Source organism: Streptomyces sp. NPDC088554 (assembly GCF_044752945.1).
GTDB lineage: Bacteria > Actinomycetota > Actinomycetes > Streptomycetales > Streptomycetaceae > Streptomyces.
The window spans coordinates 90,210-109,910 of record NZ_JBIVMF010000013.1; the positions used below are offsets into that span (position 1 = coordinate 90,210).

A 19,701-nucleotide genomic window follows, 5' to 3' on the forward strand; every position below is an offset into this window, starting at 1 on the left:
TTATTCGGCGGAAGTCCTGAGGATCCTCCGCGGATTGGGTTTATCTTTACGAGACGACAACCGGCCATACGTTCGAAGTGCCTGTTTCCGTGGGGCGGACCCGCACGCCTGGTCAGCCGTCCTCGCCCAGGGGCGAGGACCACCGAGGGCGCCCGTTCCGCGTGGCGTCCGGGTAACGGGCTCTTCGTACCGTCATGAGCCGAGTGACCGTCCACGAAGGAGCGCCGCCCGTGACCGCACCGAATCCGCAGGCCGGCCGTACCGAGCGGGTGCGCACCGTCTGCTCGTACTGCGGTGTCGGCTGCGGGATCGTGCTCGATGTCGCGACGGGGGCCGACGGCCGGCGCGAGGTGCTGAAGGCGTCCGGGGACAAGGAGCATCCCGTCAACGCGGGTCGGCTGTGCACCAAGGGGGCCACCGGCGCCGAGCTGCTCGCGGCGCCGGGACGGCTCACCCACGCCGTCGTACGGGAGGGGCGTGGCGCCACGCCCGTCCCGCTCGCCATGGACGCGGCGATCGAGGAGACCGCCGGGCGGCTGCGCGCGATCCTCGACACACACGGCCCGGACGCCCTCGCCCTCTATGTGTCGGGGCAGATGAGCCTGGAAGCGCAGTACCTCGCCAACAAACTGGCGAAGGGCTTCGTACGCACCAACCAGATCGAGTCCAACTCCCGGCTGTGCATGGCCAGCGCGGGCAGCGGCTACAAGCTGTCGCTCGGTGCGGACGGCCCGCCCGGCTCGTACGAGGACTTCGAACACGCCGATGTGTTCCTCGTCATCGGCTCCAACATGGCCGACTGCCACCCGATCCTCTTCCTGCGGATGATGGAACGCGTCAAGGCGGGCGCGAAGCTGATCGTCGTCGATCCGCGGCGCACCGCCACCGCGGCCAAGGCCGATCTCTTCCTCCCCGTCGGACCGGGCACGGATCTCGCGCTGCTCAACGGAGTGCTGGCGCTGCTGGTCGACAACGGCCGCACCGACCCGGAGTTCATCGCCGAACACACCGAGGGCTGGGAGGCGATGCCCGGCTTCCTCCAGGAGTACTCCCCCGCCCGGGTCGCGGAGATCACCGGCCTCCCGGAGGCGGACCTCCGGCGCGCCGCCGAGTGGATCGGCGGCGCCGACAACTGGATGAGCTGCTGGACGATGGGGCTGAACCAGTCCACCCACGGCACCTGGAACACCAACGCGCTGGTCAATCTGCATCTGGCCACCGGCGCGATCTGCCGCCCCGGCAGCGGCCCCTTCTCCCTGACCGGACAGCCCAACGCGATGGGCGGCCGCGAGATGGGCTACATGGGCCCCGGGCTGCCCGGCCAGCGCTCGGTGCTGGTGGCCGAGGAGCGGGCGTTCACCGAGGACCTCTGGGGGGTCGCGCCCGGGACCGTACGGGAGGACGGGTTCGGCAAGGGCACCGTGGAGATGTTCCGGCGGATGGCCGACGGCGAGATCAAGGCGTGCTGGATCATCTGCACCAACCCCGTCGCCTCGGTGGCCAACCGCAGGACCGTCATCGAGGGGCTGGCGGCGGCGGAGCTCGTCATCACCCAGGACGTCTTCGCCGAGACCGAGACCAACGCGTACGCCGACATCACCCTGCCGGCCGCCCTGTGGGCCGAGTCCGAGGGCGTGGTCATCAACTCGGAGCGCGGGCTCACCCTCGGCAGGCGCGCCGTCGACCCGCCCGGCGAGGCCTGGCCGGACTGGCGGATCATCGCGCGGATCGCCTGCGCGATGGGGTACGGGGACGCCTTCGGCTATGACAGCGCCGAGGAGATCTTCGAGGAGATCAGGCGCGCCTGGAACCCGAAGACCGGCTACGACCTGCGCGGGGTGAGTTACGAGCGGCTGCGGCGCGGCCCCGTGCAGTGGCCCAGCGCGCACGAGGACGGGCCCGACCGCAACCCGGTCCGCTACCTCAACGACGGGATCAGCCGGACCGCGGTGGTACGGGAGGACGGCAGCCGCCCCCGGCTGGTGTTCCCCACCGCCTCGGGGCGCGCCGTGTTCTTCGCCCGCCCCCACCTGCCCGCCGCAGAACTGCCCGACGACGACTTCCCGTACGTCCTGAACACCGGCCGCCTCCCGCACCAGTGGCACACCCTCACCAAGACCGGCAAGGTCGCCAAGCTCAACCGGCTCAACCCCGGCCCCTTCGTGGAGATCCATCCCGAGGACGCGCGGGCGCTGTCCATCGCGGAGGGCGACTCCGTCGAGGTGGCCTCGCGGCGGGGGCGGGCCGTGCTGCCCGCCGTGGTGACGGACCGGGTGCGGCCCGGGGACTGTTTCGCACCGTTCCACTGGAACGATCTGTTCGGCGAGTACACCTGTGTCAACGCGGTCACCCATGACGCGGTCGACCCGCTCTCGTTCCAGCCCGGCTTCAAGAGCTGCGCGGTGTCACTGACGGGGCTCGGCGCGGTGGTGGGAAACGGTGTGCGGGCAGGCGACATGGTGGGAAACGGTGTGCGAGCAAGCGACGCGGCGGCAGGCGGTGCCCTGGGCAGCGACGCGATGGCGCGGGCCGCCGGGGTCTTCGGGATCACCGGCACCGCCCCGCCGGTCCTCACCTCCGAGGAGCGCCGCTGTCTGTCGGGCTTCCTCACCGGGCTGGCGGCGGGCGGCGCCGGTACGCCCGTACTGCCGGAGCACGCGCCCTTCGCGCCCGAGCGCGCCCTGTGGGTCAACGGCGCGCCGGCCGGGATGTTCTCGCGCGACGGGCACCCCGCCCGTACCACCGCCGCGCCCGGCCGTGAGGTCGTCGTCCTGTGGGCCTCGCAGACCGGGAACGCCGAGGAGGTCGCGGCCCTGGCCGCCGAGCGGCTGGCCGACGACGGGCGGCCGGCGCGGCTGGCCTCCATGGACGACAGCCCGCCCGACACCCTGCCGCGCACCGCCGATCTGCTCCTGGTCACCAGCACCTTCGGCGACGGCGACGCCCCCGACAACGGCTCGCACTTCTGGGCGGCCCTCGGCGCGCCCGACGCCCCCCGGCTGGAGGGCGTGCGGTACGCCGTACTCGCCCTGGGCGACTCCTCGTACGACGACTTCTGCGGCCACGGGCGCAGGCTCGACGAGCGGCTCGACGAGCTGGGCGCGCGCAGGCTGGTGGCGCGCACCGACTGCGAACCGGAGTACGAGCGGCCCGCCGGGCAGTGGCTGGACCGGTTGCTCGGCGCGCTCGCCGCCCCCATGGAGCCGGTGGCCGCGCCTGCCCCTGCCCCGGTCACACGGGCCGCGCCGGTGCGTACCACACCATCGCAGGCAGTGTCCGCCGTCGCCCGGCTCACCGGGAACCGGCTGCTGAGCCGGGCGGGCGCCACCAAGGAGGTGCGCGAGTTCACCTTCGACACCCGTGACAGTGGGACGCCCCTCGACTACCGGGCCGGGGACGCGCTCGGCGTACAGCCGCTCAACTGCCCTGATCTCGTCGCGGAGTGGCTGTCCGTCACCGGCCTCGACGCCGACTCCGCCGTCACCGTCACCGGCGGTCCGCGGTCCGCTCCGGTGGAGGTGGCGTTCGGTGAGGCGCTGCTCCGCCATCTGGACATCGCGCGGATCACCCCGGCGCTGCTCCGGCTGGTCGCGGACCGCGCCCAGGACGACCGTACGCTCAAGAAGCTGCTGCGCCCGGACAACAAGGGCGAGCTGGCGCAGTGGACCTGGGGCAGGCAGGCCGTGGATGTCATCGCCGAGTACGCGGTCCACGCCACCGCCGCCGAATGGACGGCCGCGCTGGCCCGGCTGCGGCCCCGGCTCTACTCGATATCCTCCAGCCCGCTGACCGACCCGGCGCTGATCCGGCTCACGGTCTCCGTTGTCCGGTACGACAACCACCACGGCCGTCCGCGCAAGGGCGTCGCCTCCGCCTTTCTCGCCGACGCCGCCCCGGGCAGCCCGGTGCCGGTGCGCGTCCAGCGCTCGGCACACTTCCGGCCGCCGGCCGATCCCACCGTCCCCATGGTGATGGTGGGGCCCGGCACCGGGGTCGCGCCGTTCCTCGGCTTCCTCCAGGAGCGGCGCGCCCTCGGCCACCGGGGAGCCAACTGGCTGTTCTTCGGCGAACGGCGCCGGGCCACCGACTTCTACTACCGCGAGGAGCTGGAGGAGCTGCGCCGTGGCTCCGCGCTGGCCCGACTGGACACCGCCTTCTCCCGCGACCAGCACGCCAAGGTCCATGTCCAGGACCGGATGCGCGAGCACGGCGGACGGCTCTGGTCCTGGCTCCAGGACGGCGCCCACTTCTATGTCTGCGGCGACGCCTCCCGGATGGCCAAGGACGTCGACCGCGCACTGCGCGAGATCGCCGTGGCACACGGCGATCTCGACGAGGACGCGGCAGCCGCGTACGTCGAACAGCTCGCCGCCGACAAGCGCTATGTCCGCGACGTGTACTGAAAGGGTGTGCGGTCTCAGCGGACCAGCCGGTCCTTGAGGAGCCCGCGTCCGCGCAGTTCGCCGAGGACCAGGGAGGCGAACTCGGTGGCTCCGCGTACCGAGGTGTGGGTGTTGTCGCGCTTCTCGTCGTAGAGGAAGAGCGCCTTGGACGCCTCGGGTCCCAGCTCCTCGACCCGCTGTCTGGTCAGGGCGGTGAGATCGATGAGCGGGATTTTCAACTCGGCTGCCAGCGACCGCATTTCGGCCGGGAGGTCCACCCCGAGACCGTTGACGTGGAGGGCGGTGCCGTTGTCGAGCGTACCGTCCGCGTTGAACCAGCGACGGACGATCGGGGTGACGAGGACCGGCTCGCCGCCCCGGGCCCGCACCCGCTCGGCCATCGCCGTCAGGTGGGCGCGGTAGACATCGGCCGGGGTCGTCTTGTCGTTGTGCGCGAGCTGGAAGAGCACCGGATCTCCCCGGCGCACCCGGGATTCCACGGCGGCGAAGAGCGCCGGGTTGTCCAGAAAGGACTGCGAACCCTCACCCGAATCACTGTAGTTGGCGACCGACACACCGCTCTTCAGGAACTGCGGCAGCTCCTGTCCCCAGCCGGTGTAGGGCTCGCCCGCCTGGTCGCACACCGTCGAGTCCCCGGCCAGGAAGAGCTGGGGTGTGCGCGGCGCGGGGGTCACCCGTACCCCCGCGAGCAGCGGCGCCGGACCGTCGAACCGCAGATCGAGGCCGGGGCTGCCGCTCGGCCCGGTCGGCTCGCCCTCCGGTTCGCGTACGTTCACGGTGAAGCCGCGCCGCACCAACTGCCCGGCCTCCGTAGCGGTTTGGGCGAGCATTGTCCGGCGGGTCTCGGCCGAGATCCCGGTGGAGCCTGCCGTCCGCCCGCCGAGGAGCACCGAGACCTCGTACGTACCCGGCGGGACGTCGAAGTGGCAGACCACCGGGGAGGTCCCGGCACAGCGGCCGGGCGCGGTGTGTGCCCACGCCGGTACCGCGGACAGCCCGGCCAGCGCCGTGAGGGCCGCCAGCAGCGCGGCGGTGCGCCCGCCGGGGATCACGAGGGCATCCTGTCGCCGACCAGGGCGAGGTTCTGGATGGCGGCGAGGCCGAAGAGCGCGGTCTCGTTGCTGTTGATGCGGAGGTTCTCGTAGCCGGGTTCGAGGACGGTGGGGCCTTCGAGCGGCTTCTTGTCCCAGACCATGGCGGCGGTGAAGGCGTCGCTGTTGTAGAACTTGTCCCAGGCGCGGGCAGCCAGCCCGGCGTCACCCAACTGGGCTGCCGCGTAGGCGTCCTGGCGGGAGTGGCCCTGGAAGAGCAGCAGGCTGCCGAAGTGGGATCCGTACCGGGCCGCCTGTTCGGTCCTGGTGGCGTTGAAGTAGCGGCAGTAGTCCAGCCAGGCTTCCTTGAACGCCGGCATGTCGACCAGATCGATCACCTCGGCGCACATCTCGACCAGCCCGAACATCGACGAGAGATGGGAAACACTGACAACGGGCGTGTCGGCGACCGCGAACCTCCCGGTGTCGAGGTCGTAGAGGCCGGAGCCCTGGACGAACCCGTTGGGCTGGGCGGCGATGGTCTCCATGGTGGAGCGCAGCCGGGCCTCGGCCTTGGCGGCCTTGGGGCCGTTGCGCTCCCACTCGGTGAGCCAGGCGGCGGCGAGTCCGCTCCAGTCGGTGCCGAAGCCGATGGACAGGGCGTTGCGGTCGGGTTCGTACGGCTCGGTACGGATCTTGCGCAGGGGGTCGAGGGCGAGGAAGGTCTCGTCCGAGTCCACGAGGGCGTGCATGAGATCGCCCACGCGTTCGTCCGCCGTGAGGTAGTAGTACGGCCGCCGGTAGACGGCGGTGGAGATGCGCTGCTGCTTGGCGCTGTCGGCGTAGTGCTGTACGCCGTGCCGGGTGCCGAGCCCGGCCCATTTGCCGAGGTGGTAGACATCGACCTCGCCGGTGTGCCGGGTCAGGGCCTCGGCGAAGCGGAAGATGTCGGCGCGGCCGGAGCGCAGATAGGCGTACCAGAGCCAGAGGTCGGGCGAGAGTTCGGAGTTGTCCCAGGCGTAGCCGCCGACGTCGTACCGCCACTGATGGCGGTCCTCGTCGTAGGTGTGCATGAAGTCGCCGTAGTCCCAGAAGCCGTACCAACGGCGCTGCTCCACCTGGTCCTTGTAGTACGTGAAGAGGAAGTCGAGCTGGTCCTCGATCTTCGCCTTGGCGGGGACGGAGCGGTCGACGGGTGCGAACAGTCCGCCGAACACCCCTGCCCGGTAGAGGGTTTCGGGGGCAGCGGCGAGCTGCGGCGGAGTGCGGACGGCCTCGGACTGGGCGACCAGCTCGTCGGCGGTGGGGGTGGCCCCGTTGGCCCAGAACATCAGCTCGCTGGTGCGCGCGATGCCGTACGGGGTGCCGAAGCCGGGCTCGTGGTCCTCATAGGTGATGTTGAGGCCCTCCAGCTGCTGCGGGAAGGTGTCCTGGCCCATGCCGTCATGGTAGAAGCGCAGGTCCATCGGCTGGGACTCGGGCGACCAGAGCCAGAGGGTGACCTCGGCCTCGTCGCCCGCGGCGCCGCGGATGTCGAGCTGGGCGGGGTGTTTGTGCCAGAAGTCGCGCAGCCCGAAGGAGAGTCCGCCGCCGACCCCGCCGACATAGCCGAAGCCGTTCGCACGGCCGCCGCCGCCCGCGGTGATCCAGCCGTGTCCCGGCTTGGTGCGCTTGCGCAGGGTGAAGCCGTCGGCGGAGAGCTGGGCCAGTGTGTAATCGCCCCACGTGGGAATGTACTGGAGCCGGGTGGTGACCCGCTGGTCCCAGGTAGCGGGGTCGGGCAGCTTCTCGCCCTTGACCTGCGCGGTGCGGACGGCGGCGCCCGGGTCGCGGCGCAGTCCCGTGATGCCCTTGACCGCCTCGGTGAGGAAGCCCTTGCCCTCGCCGGCGATACGGATGTGGCGGTCGTACGCCTCGTCGCGCATCGGTACGGTGAAGCGGACCCCGAGGCCACGGATGAAGTCGCCCTTGTTCCTGCCGGGGGTCTGCTCCCCGTCGTAGACGATGGTGTGCACCATACGGAAGGACTCGGCGTCGGCGTAGAAGTAGAGCCGGACGGTGAAGGGGACCCAACGGCGGCTCCCCCGGCGGTGTTTGCCGTCGAGGCGCACCACCGCGCGTACGGGGCCGTCCTGTTCGACCTTGGCGCCGCCGATCTCCCCGTCGAACCGTTCCCACTTGGCGGTGGCGTGTTCGCCGTCGTCGAGTTCGCCCTGGCGGAGCAGGACGAGACGGCCGTCGGTGGCGATCCTGGTGGCGCCCCGGGTGACGGATTCGACGAGCCTGTTGCCGTCCTTGCCGATCACCACCTTGATGACGCCGGTGTCGACGGTGATCCTGCGCTGGTTCTGGGTGACGGTGACCTTCCTGCCGGGGGTGGCGGGGGCGCCCGCGACCAGGCTGAACCGCTCGGCCCCGGCAACCTGCGCGCCGACCGCGTGGGCGGTCCACTTGAGTGTGCCGTCCGGCCAGTAGGCGGTGGGCCAGGTCTGTACGGGGACGGCCGCGCCGTCCGCGGTGGCCAGGGCGAAGGCCGTACCGGCGGCGTGTACGCCCTGCGGCCAGGGCACCCCGAAGGTGGAGCCGGGCGCGGCTCCCAGTCCGTCGTCCTCCAGCCAGCCGACGGAGACGGGTTCACCGGCCGCGGCGGCCCTGGCCTCCGCCGCCCGGGCGGTGTCCCGGCCGAGCGCCCAGCTGAACTGTGTGGTGGCGCCGGCGACCGCGGCCACTTTGAGCAGAGACCTGCGAGGGATCGGAGACATCGAGTTCCTTTCATGCGCATGACACGCAATGGGTACGGATGCGGGAAGGGCCTCGCGCGCGGCGGCGGGGTCCCACCGGGGCGGTTCAGTGGTGCCGGTAGCGCCGGTCGACGGCGAGCGCGCCCGCCGCGACCACCCCGAGCGCGGGAGCGGCGAGCGGCGCGGCGAACCACGCCGAGGCCGGCACCACGGCCAGTCCGCAGACCAGCAGCAGGGACCCGGCGGGGTCCCGTACGGTACGGCGGGCCGCGGCCCGCAGCAGCGCGCGCCAGGAGGCCCCGGGCCGCCAGCTCGCGGCGGCCCGCACCCCGGCGACGAGCACACCGAGCATGGCCGACACCCCGACCGCGCCGACGAACGCGCCGCCGGGCAGCCCGGCCCGTACCACCGTCAGATCGGCCCACAGCAGCCAGAGCGCCGCCCACCCGGCCAGTCCGACCAGCCAGCCACGCCGGGCGGCCGACCGCCAGTCCGCGGCGAACTCCCGCCAGGTGGCGGCCTCGTGGGCCAGCACCCGGCGCAGATGCGCGGAGCCCGCGGCGAACGCGGCGGGCAGGGTGAGCAGCGGCAGCGCGGCCAGCGCGATCCACACTCCGGTGAGCAGAGACTCGGCGAAGACGGTGAAGCCCCGCAGGACGGCGGACTCCCGCCGGGGGGCCGTGCCGATGGTGTCCGTCGCCCTCGTGGTCGCGCTCATACCGGGGTCAGCCCTTCAGTCCCGAGGTGGCCATGCCGTCGATCAGATACCGCTGGAAGGCGAGGAAGAAGAGCAGGACGGGCAGCAGGGCGATCAGCGACATCGCGATCATCCCGCCGTAGTTGGCCACCCCGTCCTGGTCGACGAACATCTTCAGCCCGAGGGAGACGGTGTACTTCTCCGGCTCGTTGAGATAGATCAGCGGGCCCATGAAGTCGTTCCAGGCGTTGATGAACGTGAAGATCGCGCTGGTGATCAGCGCGGGCCGGCCCAGCGGCAGCACGATCGACCAGTAGATCCGCAGATGCCCACAGCCGTCCAGCCGCGCGGCCTCGTCCAGTTCCTTCGGCAGGTTCCGCATGAACTGCATCATCAGGAAGACGAAGAACGCGTCCACCGCCAGATACTTGCCCAGCAGCAGCGGTGTGTAGGTGTTGATCAGACCGAGCTTCTGGAACAGCACGTACTGCGGGATCAGCAGGACGTGGTACGGGAGCAGCAGGGTGCCGATCATCAGTGTGAAGAGCAGGTCGCGCCCCGCGAACCTGATCCGGGCGAAGGCGTAGGCCGCCAGCGAACAGGAGATCAGCACACCGACGACCGAACCGAGCGCCAGTACCGTGGAGTTGACGAAGAAGGTGGAGATCGGAATGTCCGCGATGCCCTCGGCGAGCCGGCTGTAGTTCTCGACGATCGGGGCGGTCGGGAACAGGTCCAGACTGCCGACGATGTCGTCGTTGGGTTTGAACGAACCGCCGATCACCCATACCACCGGGTACAGCACGATCGCGAGGACCGCGAGGGACCCGAGGTGCCAGGCGAGTGAACCCGCACCGTAACGGCGGAACGCCGCCATCTGCCCCTGACTGCTCACCGGGCGGCCTCCTCGTAGTGCACCCAGCGTTTCTGGGACCAGAACAGCACCGCGGTCACCAGTCCGACCGCGAGCAGCAGCATCCAGGCCATGGCAGAGGCGAGACCCATCCGGCTGTTCTCGAAGCCCTGGACATAGAGATAACAGGTGTAGACAAGTGTGGCGTCGGCCGGACCGCAGGTGCCCCCGGCGCCGCCGAGGATGTAGGCCGAGCCGAAGATCTGGAAGGAGTGGATGGTCTCCAGCAGCACATTGAAGAACAGCACCGGGGAGATCATCGGCAGCGTGATGCTCCAGAACCGGCGCAGCGGTCCCGCGCCGTCGACCTCCGCCGCCTCGTACAGCGAGCGCGGGACCTGCTTCAGACCGGCGAGGAAGATCACCATGGGGGCGCCGAACTGCCAGACGGTGAGCGCCACCAGGCTGTAGACGATCATGTCGGGATCGCCGGTCCAGCCGCCGGCCGGCAGCCCGAGGAACCGCTGCGCGCGGTCGACGACGGCGTCGTCCGAGAAGATCGCCTTCCAGACGATGGCGATGGAGACACTCGCGCCGATCAGCGACGGCGCGTAGAACGCGGCCCGGTAGAAGGCCTGTCCCCGACGCTTCTGGCTGAGCAGCAGCGCCACCCCGAGCGCCGCCGCCAGCTTGAGCGGGGTGCCGATCACCACGTACCACAGGGTCACCGAGACGGAGTGGCGCCAGCGGGCGTCGCCGAACATCTCGGTGAAGTTGTCCAGCCCGATCCACTTCGGCGGATCGAAGAGGTCGTAGTCCGTGAAGGCGAAGTAGAGGGACGCGACCATGGGTCCCGCCGTGAGCAGCAGAAACCCCGCGATCCAGGGGGACATGAAGAGATAACCGGCCAGGTTCTCCCGGCGGCCCGACCGCTGGGCGGCGGGGCGTCCGGAGCGGCCCTGGCCGGGCCGTGGCGTCGAGTCACCGGGGAGGGGCTCGGCCGCGGCGGTCCGGCCGGGTGCCACCGTGGATCCCATCAGAAGCCGATGGCCGTCTTCGACTCGGTGAAGAACTGCTTCACCGAGTCGTCCACCGACCGCTTGCCCAGGGCGAGTTCCTCGGCGAGCCGGAGGAACGCGGACTCGGCGATGTCGGCGCCGGAGGGGTGCGGGGTGATGGGCTCCAGGACACCGGTGTCGACGAGTTGCTTCTCGTACGCGGCGATCTTCCGGTTGACCTCATCGGTGGGTTTGAATGCCTCGTACTGCGCTGTGGTCGTGGGCACTCCACGGTCGTAGCCCATGATCTTGGCGACTTCGGGGTCGTGCACCATGAAGTCGATGAACTGGGCTACTTCCTTGGGGTGTTCGGTCCTCCGGGAGCCGCTGAGCATCAGCGAGCCCAGATACTGGCCCGTCTTCCCGCCGTCCGTGGTGGGGATCGGCGCGAGGCCGTAGGTGCTCTTCCCCTCCGAGGTGTAGCGCACGGTGAAGTTGTCCCAGGTGAACTCGGAGCCCGCCAGTTCGGCGGCGAGCGCCGACTTGGGCTTGATCTGCGCGACCTTCTTCGGGTCCGAGGAGAGGCCCGACTTCACACCCTCGTACCCCTTGGTCCACCACTGCTCCAGGTCGGCCTCGGTGAATCCGAGCCCCTTCTCGGTGAAGAACGCCTTGCCCTGCTGGCGGAGGTAGAGGTCGTAGAGGTACATGACCCCGTAGTAACCGCTGTCACCCGCCCGGCCCTGGGTGTCGCGGATCTTCTTCATCGCGGCGTGGAAGTCGTCCCATGTCCAGCCGGGTTCCGGGGTGATGCCCGCCTTCCTGAACACGGCCTCGTCGATGACCAGGGCCATCGAGTTGCTGCCGACGGGGACGCCGAGGAGTTTTCCGTCGATCTCCCCGAACGTGTCGAGGCCGGCCCGGAAGTCGTCCATGCCGAGGTTGCCCGCCTCGACCTGTGCGCCGAGGTCGAGCAGGACGTTCTTCTCGTCGTACTTGCGCAGGAAGCCGATCGCGTTCTGGAAGACATCCGGTGGATTGCCGCCGGATGCCTGGGTGTTGAACTTCTTCCAGAAGTCCAGATAGGGCTGGAAATCCGTCTTGACCTTGATCTTCGGGTACTTCTTCTCGAAGAGCGCGATCGTCTCGTTGATCCGCTTCGCGCGGTCGTCGGAACCCCACCAGGCGTACCGGATCGTCACCGTGCCGTCGCCCGACCCGCTCCCCGTACCGCAGCCGGCCGCCGTCAGACCGAGAGCGGCCATGGAGCCTCCCACGGTCTTGAGCAGGCCCCGCCGGTCAACACTCCCGGTTCCGGACACAGTCCACCCTCCCCGTTCCATCATTTGAATCGTTTTAGGTAAGCGCTTGCCGGTAGAAGTTAAGGACCCTCGCGGTATACGTCAACGGTTCGGACGACATCCGTTGAATCGTTCGCGCTCCTGGTCCGCCCCAACAGCCTTGGACCACAGGGAACTTCCGCGCGAAGCATTGACGAAACACGACGGCGGACCCTAACTTCATCGCGTCGTACTTCGTACGTCATATACGAGACACGAGATCTGAGAGCGCCGATGGCCTTCGCCCCGAGCCCGATCCCCTCCCGCACCCAGTACGTTCTCGAAGCGATCAAACACTCCATCCTCACCGGCGGACTCACCCCCGGTCAGGCCCTGGTCGAGACCGAACTGGCCGCGCAGTTCGGCGTGTCGAAGACCCCCGTCCGGGAAGCGCTCAAAACACTGGCCGGCACCGGACTCGTCGTCATGAGCCAGTTCAAGGGCGCCACCGTGCGGACCGTCGACGCCGCCATGGCCCACCAGGTCTACGACGTACGGATGCTGCTGGAGCCCGAGGCGCTGCGCCGCTCGCTGGCCCGCCGGGCCTCGCTGGAGAACGCGCGGGAAGCACTGCTCAGGGCGGACGGGGCCACGGACCGGGCCGAACGTTCCCTGGCCAACCGGGAGTTCCACCGGTCGCTGTATCTGTCCTGCGGCAATCCGCTGCTCACCAGAGTACTCGACGAGGTACGCGACCAGGCGGCCCTGGTCTCCACCGTCGCCTGGGCCGCGGTCCCGTCCTGGGAGCGGGAGGCCGACGAGCACCGGGAGATCCTGCGGCTCGCGCTCGCGGGTGACATCGACGGCGCCGCCCTTGCCCTGCACGATCACATCGCCTCTTTTGTACAGCGGGCGTTCCCCGAGGGAGACCACGTATGAACAGCCCCGATCTCACGTCGTCGCGGGACGCGCTCGCCGATGTCGTGGCCATCCCGGTGACCCCGTTCACCAGCGACGACACCATTGACACCGCCGCGCACCGTGCCCTGTTGCGCCGACTGCTGGACGGTGGCGTACGTACACTCACACCGAACGGGAACACCGGCGAGTACTACGCGCTCAGCCCCGACGAGCGCCGCGCGGTCACCGAGCTGACCATCGAGGAGACCGCGGGCCGGGCCGCGATCCTGGTGGGAATCGGCCTGGAGGTGCCCACCGCCGTGGCCGCCGCCGAACACGCCCGCGCCGCCGGGGCGGGCATGGTGATGGTCCATCAGCCGGTCCACCCCTATGTGTCGCAGGAGGGCTGGATCGACTACCACCGCGCCATCGCCGAGGCGGTGCCGGAGCTGGGGGTCGTCCCGTACATCCGTAATCCGCAGCTGAACGGCGAGAGCCTCGCGGTCCTCGGCGAGCTGTGCCCCAATGTCATCGGGGCGAAGTACGCCGTGCCGGACGCCGCGTGCTTCGCGGCCTTCGCGCGCGACGCCGGGCTCGAACGCTTTGTGTGGGTCGCGGGACTCGCCGAGCTGTACGCCCCCTCCTACTTCGCGGGCGGGGCCACCGGATTCACCTCCGGACTGGTCAATGTCGCACCGGCCGTCTCGCTGGGGATGCTGGAGGCACTGCGGGCCGGGGACTACGCGGGCGCCATGAAGGTGTGGGAACAGATCAGGCCCTTCGAGGAGCTGCGCGCCGCCCGGCAGTCCGCCGACAATGTGACGGTGGTGAAGGAGGCGCTGGCCGCCCTCGGGCTGTGCCGCCGCGACATCCGCCCGCCCAGCCGTGAACTGCCCGAGGACCAGCGTGCCGCCGTCGCGTCGCTCGTGGCGGGGTGGGCGATATGACCGTACGGCCCGAGGACCTGCGCAGCCGGCAGTGGTACGGCGGTGACATCGCGTCCGGACTGCGCTCCTTCAGCCACCGCGCCCGCACCCGCCAGCTCGGCTATCTCCCCGAGGAACACCTCGGCAAGCCGGTCATCGCGATCCTCAACACCTGGTCCGACATCAACCCCTGCCATGTCCATCTGCGGGACCGCGCGCAGGCGGTGAAGCGGGGGGTGTGGCAGGCCGGCGGTTTCCCGCTGGAGTTCCCGGTCTCCACACTCTCCGAGACCTTCCAGAAGCCCACCCCGATGCTCTACCGCAATCTGCTGGCGATGGAGACGGAGGAGCTGCTGCGCTCCTATCCGGTCGACGGCGCGGTGCTGATGGGCGGCTGCGACAAGACCACACCGGCGCTGCTGATGGGCGCGGCCAGTGTGGACCTGCCGTCGGTGTTCGTCCCGGCCGGGCCGATGCTGCCGGGACACTGGCGCAACGAGGTCCTCGGCTCGGGGACCGACATGTGGAAGTACTGGGACGAGAAGCGGGCCGGGCTGATCGGCGACGCCGAGCTGGCCGAGCTGGAGAACGGGCTCGCCCGGTCGCCCGGCCACTGTATGACCATGGGCACCGCCTCCACCCTGACCGCCGCCGCCGAGGCGCTGGGGGTCACTGTGCCCGGGGCGTCGTCGATCCCCGCCGTCGACTCCGGCCACGACCGGATGGCCGCCGCCTCCGGCCTGCGGATCGTCGGTATGGTCCTGGAGGATCTGAGGCTCTCCAAGCTGCTGACCAGGGAGGCGTACGAGGACGCCGTGGCCACCGTCCTCGCACTGGGCGGCTCGACCAACGCGGTGATCCATCTGATCGCGATGGCCGGACGCTCGGGGATCCGGCTGACCCTGGACGACTTCGACCGGATCGCGCGGACCGTGCCGGTGCTCGCCAATCTCCGTCCGGGCGGCCGGTACCTGATGGAGGACTTCCACTTCGCGGGTGGGCTGCCGGGCTTTCTGACCCGGCTGACGGACATCCTCCATCTGGACCGGCCCACCGCCGCCCACCCCACACTGCGGGATCAGCTCGACGGCGCTCTCGTACACGATCCGGAGGTCATCCGGCCACGGGAGAACCCGCTCGCGGCGGAGGGCGGTGTGGCGGTGCTGCGCGGCAACCTCTGCCCCGACGGCGCGGTCATCAAGCACATCGCCGCCGATCCGAACCTCCTCAAACACACCGGCCCCGCCGTGGTCTTCGAGGACTACCGCACGATGCAGCGAACCATCAACGACCCGGCACTCGGCATCACCCCGGACCATGTGCTGGTGCTGCGGGGCTCCGGTCCCAAGGGCGGTCCCGGCATGCCCGAGTACGGAATGCTGCCGATCCCGGACTACCTGCTGAAGCAGGGGGTGCGGGACATGGTGCGGCTCTCCGACGCCCGCATGAGCGGGACGAGTTACGGGGCCTGTGTGCTGCACATCGCGCCCGAGTCCCATGTCGGCGGGCCCCTCGCGCTCGTCCGTACCGGGGACTCGATCACCCTGGACGTCGAGGCCCGTATCCTCCATCTGCACCTCGAAGAGGAGGAGTTGGCTCGCCGCCGGGCCGAGTGGACCGCGCCTCCCGAGCGTTACGGACGCGGCTACGGCGCCCTCTACAACGAACAGATCACCCAGGCCGACACCGGCTGCGACTTCGCCTTCCTGGCGAAGCCGGGCGAGGTGCCCGACCCCTACGTGGGCTGATCGGGCATGCGCCCCATTCACCGAAGGAACGGAGTAGCGGTCATGGCCCCAGCTGTGGCGCAGGATTCATCAGGGGCGCCGCCCCTGTCGCCCAAGACCCCGGCGCCCAGGTCCCCGGCGCCGAAGAAGCCGGCGCGCCGTACCGGAGTGTCACCGCGCCATCTCCCGTATCTGCTGATCGCCCCCGCCGGGCTGCTGATGCTGGGCTTCATCGCCTATCCGATGCTCAGCGTCTTCTACTACAGCCTCCAGAACTACAACCCCACCAAGCCGTGGCGGAACGGCTTCGCGGGCCTGGACAACTTCAAGCGCATCCTCACCGACGACCCGCTGTTCTGGGACAGTCTCGTCTTCAGCGGCAAGTGGGTCGTCACCGAGGTCACGCTCCAGCTGGCCTTCGGTCTGATCCTGGCGCTGCTGGTCAACCAGACCTTCGTGGGCCGGGCCGTCGCCCGCGCCCTGGTCTTCTCGCCGTGGGCCGTCTCCGGCGTCCTGACGACCACCATCTGGCTGCTGCTCTACAACCCCTCTACCGGTGTGGGCCGTTATCTCGCGGACGCGGGCATCGGCACCTACGGGTCGTCCGTGCTCTCCGATACCGGCACCGTCTTCTGGGCGGCGGTTCTGGCCGAACTCTGGCGCGGCGTACCGTTCTTCGCGATACTCATCCTCGCCGATCTCCAGTCCATCCCCGGGGATCTGTACGAGGCCGCGTCGGTCGACGGCGCGAACAGGTTCCGGCAGTTCGTCCACATCACACTGCCGCATCTGCGGGACGCGATCATCCTGTCCACCCTGCTCAGGGCGGTATGGGAGTTCAACAACGTCGATCTGCTGCTGACCCTCACCGAGGGCGGTCCGGCCGGCGTCACCACCACACTGCCGCTCTATGTCGCGGTCACCGGGTTCGAGGCACACGACTTCGGCTACGCCACCGCCCTGACCACCGTCGCCTTCGCGATCCTCCTCTTCTGCTCGATCCTCTATCTGCGCCTGAGCAAGTTCGGAGGCGACAACAAGTGACCGCCGTGATCACCGAGAAGGGCGCCCCCGCACCGCCCCTGGACGGCGGCCCGACGCCCCCGCCCGTACGCCGGAAGCGGCGCGAGCGCGCCTTCGACGAGGTGCCCCGGTGGCAGATCCATCTGCCGCTCGGCCTCTATCTGCTCTTCACCCTCGTCCCCTTCTACTGGATGTTGCTGTTCTCCCTGCGGCCCGCGGGCTCCGACGCGCTCGTGCCGTGGCCGATGACCTTCGAGCACTTCGAAAAGGTGTGGAACGAGCGCGCGTTCTCCGTGTTCTTCCAGAACAGCGCGCTGATCGGGGTGTTCACCCTGATCTGTACGACGGGTGTCGCGCTCGCCGGGGGCTATGCCCTGGCGCGCTTCGACTTCCGTATCAAACAGGGCTTCATGCTGGCGCTGCTGTGCTCGCAGTTCATCCCGGGCGCGCTGATGCTGGTGCCGCTCTTCCAGATCTTCAAGAACCTCCAGCTGATCAACTCCATGGGGAGTGTGATCATCGCGGAGACGGTCTTCCAGCTGCCGCTGTCGATCATCCTGATCAGCGGTTTCATCAAGAACGTCCCGTACTCCCTGGAGGAGGCGGCCTGGGTGGACGGCTGTTCGCGGTTCCAGGCGTTCCGTATCGTCGTGCTGCCGATGCTGCGACCCGGTCTGATCGCCGTCGGTTCCTTCGCCTTCGTGCACAGCTGGAACCACTTCCTGTTCGCCCTGATGTTCCTGATGGACCAGGACAAGCAGACGATCCCGGTCGGTCTGTCCACCCTCATCGGCGCGGACAGTGTGGACTTCGGCGCGCTGGCGGCGGGCGGTGTGATCTCGGCGGTGCCGGTGGTCATCGTCTTCGCCTTCATCCAGAAGTGGCTGATCACCGGCTTCAGCGCGGGCGCGGTGAAGGGATGAACGCCTCCGGCGGGACGGCCCTGCCCCTGGTGCTGGCCGGGGCGCGTGGCCATGGCCGTACCCATCTGGCGAACATCCGGCGGCTCGAACAGGCCGGGCTGGTACGGCTCGTGGGCGTCTGTGAGCTGAACCCGCTGAGCCCGGCGGAGCTGGCGGGGTTCGCCGCGCCCGAGCAGTCCGCCGACTTCGGCGCCCTGTTGGAGCGGACCGGCGCGCGGGCCGCCGTCATCTGCACGCCCATCCATACCCACACCGATCTGGCGCTCACCGCGGCCGCCCACGGTGTGCACACCTTGCTGGAGAAGCCGACCACCCCCTCGTACGCCGAGTACGAACGACTGCTGGCCGGACTCGACGCGTACGGCACCGCCTGCCAGGTCGGGTTCCAGTCGCTGGGCTCCCATGCAGTGGAGGTGATAAGGGAGTTGGTCGCGGACGGTGCGATCGGGCCGGTGCGCGGGATCGGCGCCGCCGGGGCATGGGTGCGGGACGAGGCGTACTACGCGCGGGCGCCCTGGGCCGGGCAGCGCACACTGGACGACCGGGACGTGGTGGACGGGGTGCTGACCAACCCGCTGGCGCACGCCGTCGCGACCGCACTGCGCATCGACGGCAGCGACGGGGCCGACGACATCGGCGCGGTGGAGCTGGAACAGTTCCGCGCCCATGACATCGAGGCCGACGACACCAGCTGTCTGCGGCTGCGGACGGCCGCGGGCACCCCGGTCACGGTCGCCGTCACCCTCTGCGCGGAGCGCGCCGGGGAACCGTACGTCCTGATCCACGGCGCCTCCGGGCGGATCACCTTCTGGTACAAGGAGGACCGGGTGCTGCTCCAGCGGGTGAACCGGGGCCCGGTCCAGACCGTCCACACGCGTACCGATCTGCTGGAGAACCTCGTCGCGCACACGCGCGGGGAGGCCGGACTGCTCGTACCGCCCCGGCGCACCGGTGGTTTCATGCGAATCGTCGAGGCCGTCAGAACCGCCCCGCTGCCCGTGCGGCTGCCCCCGGGTGCCTGGTACGGGGCGCCGGGCGACAAAGCACCGCGCCGGATCGTCAAGGGCATCGACACACTGGTCGAAGAAAGCGCGGAAACACTCTCCACATTTTCCGAACTGGGCGCGGACTGGGCCGCGCCCCCGGCGGAGGTGCACTCATGAAGAGCCTGACGCGCATGGACCGCGCCGCGGCGGCGACCGTGCTGCACTGTGACAGCGGCCCGGTGGCCACCTACGTACACCGGCCGCACCCACCGCACCGGGAGGAACTGCCCGGGAGCCCCTCGGTGCCCTCCCCCCGTCCGTATCTGCATCCCGTACGCACACTCGGCGGTGTCACGGTCACCGAGGTGCGGCCCGCCGACCACCCGCACCATCTGGGGGTGTCGATGGCGGTTCCGGACATCTCGGGGGCGACCTTCCCCACCGTGAACTTCTGGGGCGGCCGGACGTACGTACGCGACCGGGGGCCCGTCGCGATGGACAACCACGGTACGCAGGAACACACCGGCTGGCTGCTGCGGGACCCCGACGGGTGTGTGGAGGAGCTGTCCTGGAAGCGCTCCGGGTACGAACTGCTCAGGGAACGGCGCACGATCAGCGCCCTCGCACTCTCCGCCGACGCGTGGGCCCTGGACTTCACCACCGCGCTGACCAACGTATCGGGCGAGGAGCTGTCCATCGGGAGCCCGGCCACCAACGGGCGCCCGGAGGCGGGTTACGGCGGGTTCTTCTGGCGCGCGCCCAAGCAGCGCCCGGGGGATCCGGCGCCGGATGTCTTCACCGGGGACGCGACCGGCGAGGCGGCGGTGCACGGGCACACCACCGACTGGCTGGCGCTGGCCGGGCAGGGGTGGACCCTGCTCTTCTGCGGGGCGAACGAGGCGACCCGGAACGACCCGTGGTTCGTACGTACCACCGAATACCCCGGGGTCGGCTCCGCCCTCGCCTGGGGGCGGCGGCTGCCACTGCCCGCCGGGGGGAGTGTCGCCCGGCGTGTGGTGACCGTCGTGGCGGACGGCCGGCTCGACCGGCGGGCCGCCGCCGCGCTCGCCCGCAAGGCGGTGACGGCGTGAGCGCGCCCCCGCCCGGCCCCCCGTAACCCCCCTGTGAGGAGAGCCCCGATGGCACACCCGCGCACCACCCGTCCGCGGACCGGAACGATCGGTCTGACCGCCCTGGCCGCCCTGCTGGCCGT

14 protein-coding genes are annotated in these 19,701 nt (G+C 70.0%); 8 read left to right on the top strand and 6 right to left on the bottom strand.

All coding sequences use genetic code 11. The features are described from left to right. Nucleotides 1–194: 194 nt before the first annotated feature. Nucleotides 195–4,403, top strand: a complete 4,209-nt coding sequence (locus ACIP8W_RS17145; protein ID WP_402203536.1) for a molybdopterin-dependent oxidoreductase — start codon at nt 195–197, stop codon at nt 4,401–4,403. A 14-nt stretch (nt 4,404–4,417) separates the two neighbouring features. On the opposite strand, the gene ACIP8W_RS17150 is transcribed toward ACIP8W_RS17145, so the two are convergent. The 6 genes from ACIP8W_RS17150 to ACIP8W_RS17175 all read right to left on the bottom strand — a co-directional run bounded on the left by ACIP8W_RS17150 (nt 4,418) and on the right by ACIP8W_RS17175 (nt 12,066). After that, entirely contained in the window at nt 4,418–5,455 is a 1,038-nt protein-coding gene (locus ACIP8W_RS17150) for a rhamnogalacturonan acetylesterase (protein ID WP_402203538.1), read from the bottom strand. After that, nucleotides 5,452–8,196, bottom strand: coding sequence for a Tat pathway signal sequence domain protein (locus ACIP8W_RS17155; RefSeq protein ID WP_402203540.1), 2,745 nt, complete (start codon nt 8,194–8,196; stop codon nt 5,452–5,454). Before ACIP8W_RS17155 ends, ACIP8W_RS17150 begins: the two co-directional genes overlap by 4 nt. Nucleotides 8,197–8,281: 85 nt before the next feature. Further along, on the bottom strand, nt 8,282–8,893 hold the full coding sequence (locus tag ACIP8W_RS17160) for a hypothetical protein (protein ID WP_401948236.1): 612 nt from the start codon (nt 8,891–8,893) through the stop codon (nt 8,282–8,284). 7 nt (nt 8,894–8,900) lie between these two features. After that, complete coding sequence (locus tag ACIP8W_RS17165) at nt 8,901–9,749, bottom strand: carbohydrate ABC transporter permease (protein ID WP_402203609.1); 849 nt, start codon at nt 9,747–9,749, stop codon at nt 8,901–8,903. 14 nt (nt 9,750–9,763) lie between these two features. Continuing rightward, complete coding sequence (locus tag ACIP8W_RS17170; protein ID WP_401948233.1) at nt 9,764–10,762, bottom strand: carbohydrate ABC transporter permease; 999 nt, start codon at nt 10,760–10,762, stop codon at nt 9,764–9,766. Next, a complete protein-coding gene (locus ACIP8W_RS17175) occupies nt 10,762–12,066 on the bottom strand; it encodes an ABC transporter substrate-binding protein (RefSeq protein ID WP_401948479.1) in 1,305 nt (434 codons plus the stop codon). The genes ACIP8W_RS17170 and ACIP8W_RS17175 overlap by 1 nt, the downstream gene beginning before the upstream one ends. A 231-nt stretch (nt 12,067–12,297) precedes the next feature. Here ACIP8W_RS17175 and ACIP8W_RS17180 point away from each other — a divergent pair, with 231 nt between their 5' ends. Genes ACIP8W_RS17180 through ACIP8W_RS17210 form a run of 7 tightly spaced genes read left to right on the top strand, consistent with a single transcriptional unit; the run spans nt 12,298 to nt 19,579 of the window. Then, nucleotides 12,298–12,942, top strand: coding sequence for a GntR family transcriptional regulator (locus ACIP8W_RS17180; protein WP_401948230.1), 645 nt, complete (start codon nt 12,298–12,300; stop codon nt 12,940–12,942). Next, on the top strand, nt 12,939–13,850 hold the full coding sequence (locus tag ACIP8W_RS17185; protein WP_401948227.1) for a dihydrodipicolinate synthase family protein: 912 nt from the start codon (nt 12,939–12,941) through the stop codon (nt 13,848–13,850). The genes ACIP8W_RS17180 and ACIP8W_RS17185 overlap by 4 nt, the downstream gene beginning before the upstream one ends. After that, nucleotides 13,847–15,577 (top strand): L-arabinonate dehydratase, encoded by a 1,731-nt coding sequence (araD, locus tag ACIP8W_RS17190; RefSeq protein WP_402152273.1) that lies wholly within the window; start codon nt 13,847–13,849, stop codon nt 15,575–15,577. The genes ACIP8W_RS17185 and araD overlap by 4 nt, the downstream gene beginning before the upstream one ends. A gap of 42 nt (nt 15,578–15,619) precedes the next feature. Continuing rightward, on the top strand, nt 15,620–16,600 hold the full coding sequence (locus ACIP8W_RS17195) for a carbohydrate ABC transporter permease (RefSeq protein WP_401948222.1): 981 nt from the start codon (nt 15,620–15,622) through the stop codon (nt 16,598–16,600). Then, the gene (locus tag ACIP8W_RS17200) at nt 16,597–17,502 is read left to right on the top strand and encodes a carbohydrate ABC transporter permease (protein WP_401948220.1); all 906 of its coding nucleotides are present in this window, start codon (nt 16,597–16,599) and stop codon (nt 17,500–17,502) included. The genes ACIP8W_RS17195 and ACIP8W_RS17200 overlap by 4 nt, the downstream gene beginning before the upstream one ends. Further along, nucleotides 17,499–18,665: a Gfo/Idh/MocA family protein gene (locus tag ACIP8W_RS17205; RefSeq protein WP_401948217.1), complete on the top strand. Its 1,167-nt coding sequence runs from the start codon at nt 17,499–17,501 to the stop codon at nt 18,663–18,665. Before ACIP8W_RS17200 ends, ACIP8W_RS17205 begins: the two co-directional genes overlap by 4 nt. Continuing rightward, a complete protein-coding gene (locus ACIP8W_RS17210) occupies nt 18,662–19,579 on the top strand; it encodes a PmoA family protein (protein WP_401948214.1) in 918 nt (305 codons plus the stop codon). Before ACIP8W_RS17205 ends, ACIP8W_RS17210 begins: the two co-directional genes overlap by 4 nt. Nucleotides 19,580–19,701 lie beyond the last annotated feature (122 nt).

Bases quoted from the DNA above. Each gene is read 5' to 3' on its own strand.
- ACIP8W_RS17170 (WP_401948233.1), bottom strand. From the start codon at position 10,762: ATGGGATCCACGGTGGCACCCGGCCGGACCGCCGCGGCCGAGCCCCTC.
- ACIP8W_RS17205 (WP_401948217.1), top strand. From the start codon at position 17,499: ATGAACGCCTCCGGCGGGACGGCCCTGCCCCTGGTGCTGGCCGGGGCG.
- ACIP8W_RS17160 (WP_401948236.1), bottom strand. From the start codon at position 8,893: ATGAGCGCGACCACGAGGGCGACGGACACCATCGGCACGGCCCCCCGG.
- ACIP8W_RS17185 (WP_401948227.1), top strand. From the start codon at position 12,939: ATGAACAGCCCCGATCTCACGTCGTCGCGGGACGCGCTCGCCGATGTC.
- ACIP8W_RS17165 (WP_402203609.1), bottom strand. From the start codon at position 9,749: ATGGCGGCGTTCCGCCGTTACGGTGCGGGTTCACTCGCCTGGCACCTC.
- ACIP8W_RS17155 (WP_402203540.1), bottom strand. From the start codon at position 8,196: ATGTCTCCGATCCCTCGCAGGTCTCTGCTCAAAGTGGCCGCGGTCGCC.
- araD (WP_402152273.1), top strand. From the start codon at position 13,847: ATGACCGTACGGCCCGAGGACCTGCGCAGCCGGCAGTGGTACGGCGGT.
- ACIP8W_RS17210 (WP_401948214.1), top strand. From the start codon at position 18,662: ATGAAGAGCCTGACGCGCATGGACCGCGCCGCGGCGGCGACCGTGCTG.
- ACIP8W_RS17195 (WP_401948222.1), top strand. From the start codon at position 15,620: ATGGCCCCAGCTGTGGCGCAGGATTCATCAGGGGCGCCGCCCCTGTCG.
- ACIP8W_RS17145 (WP_402203536.1), top strand. From the start codon at position 195: ATGAGCCGAGTGACCGTCCACGAAGGAGCGCCGCCCGTGACCGCACCG.
- ACIP8W_RS17180 (WP_401948230.1), top strand. From the start codon at position 12,298: ATGGCCTTCGCCCCGAGCCCGATCCCCTCCCGCACCCAGTACGTTCTC.
- ACIP8W_RS17175 (WP_401948479.1), bottom strand. From the start codon at position 12,066: ATGGAACGGGGAGGGTGGACTGTGTCCGGAACCGGGAGTGTTGACCGG.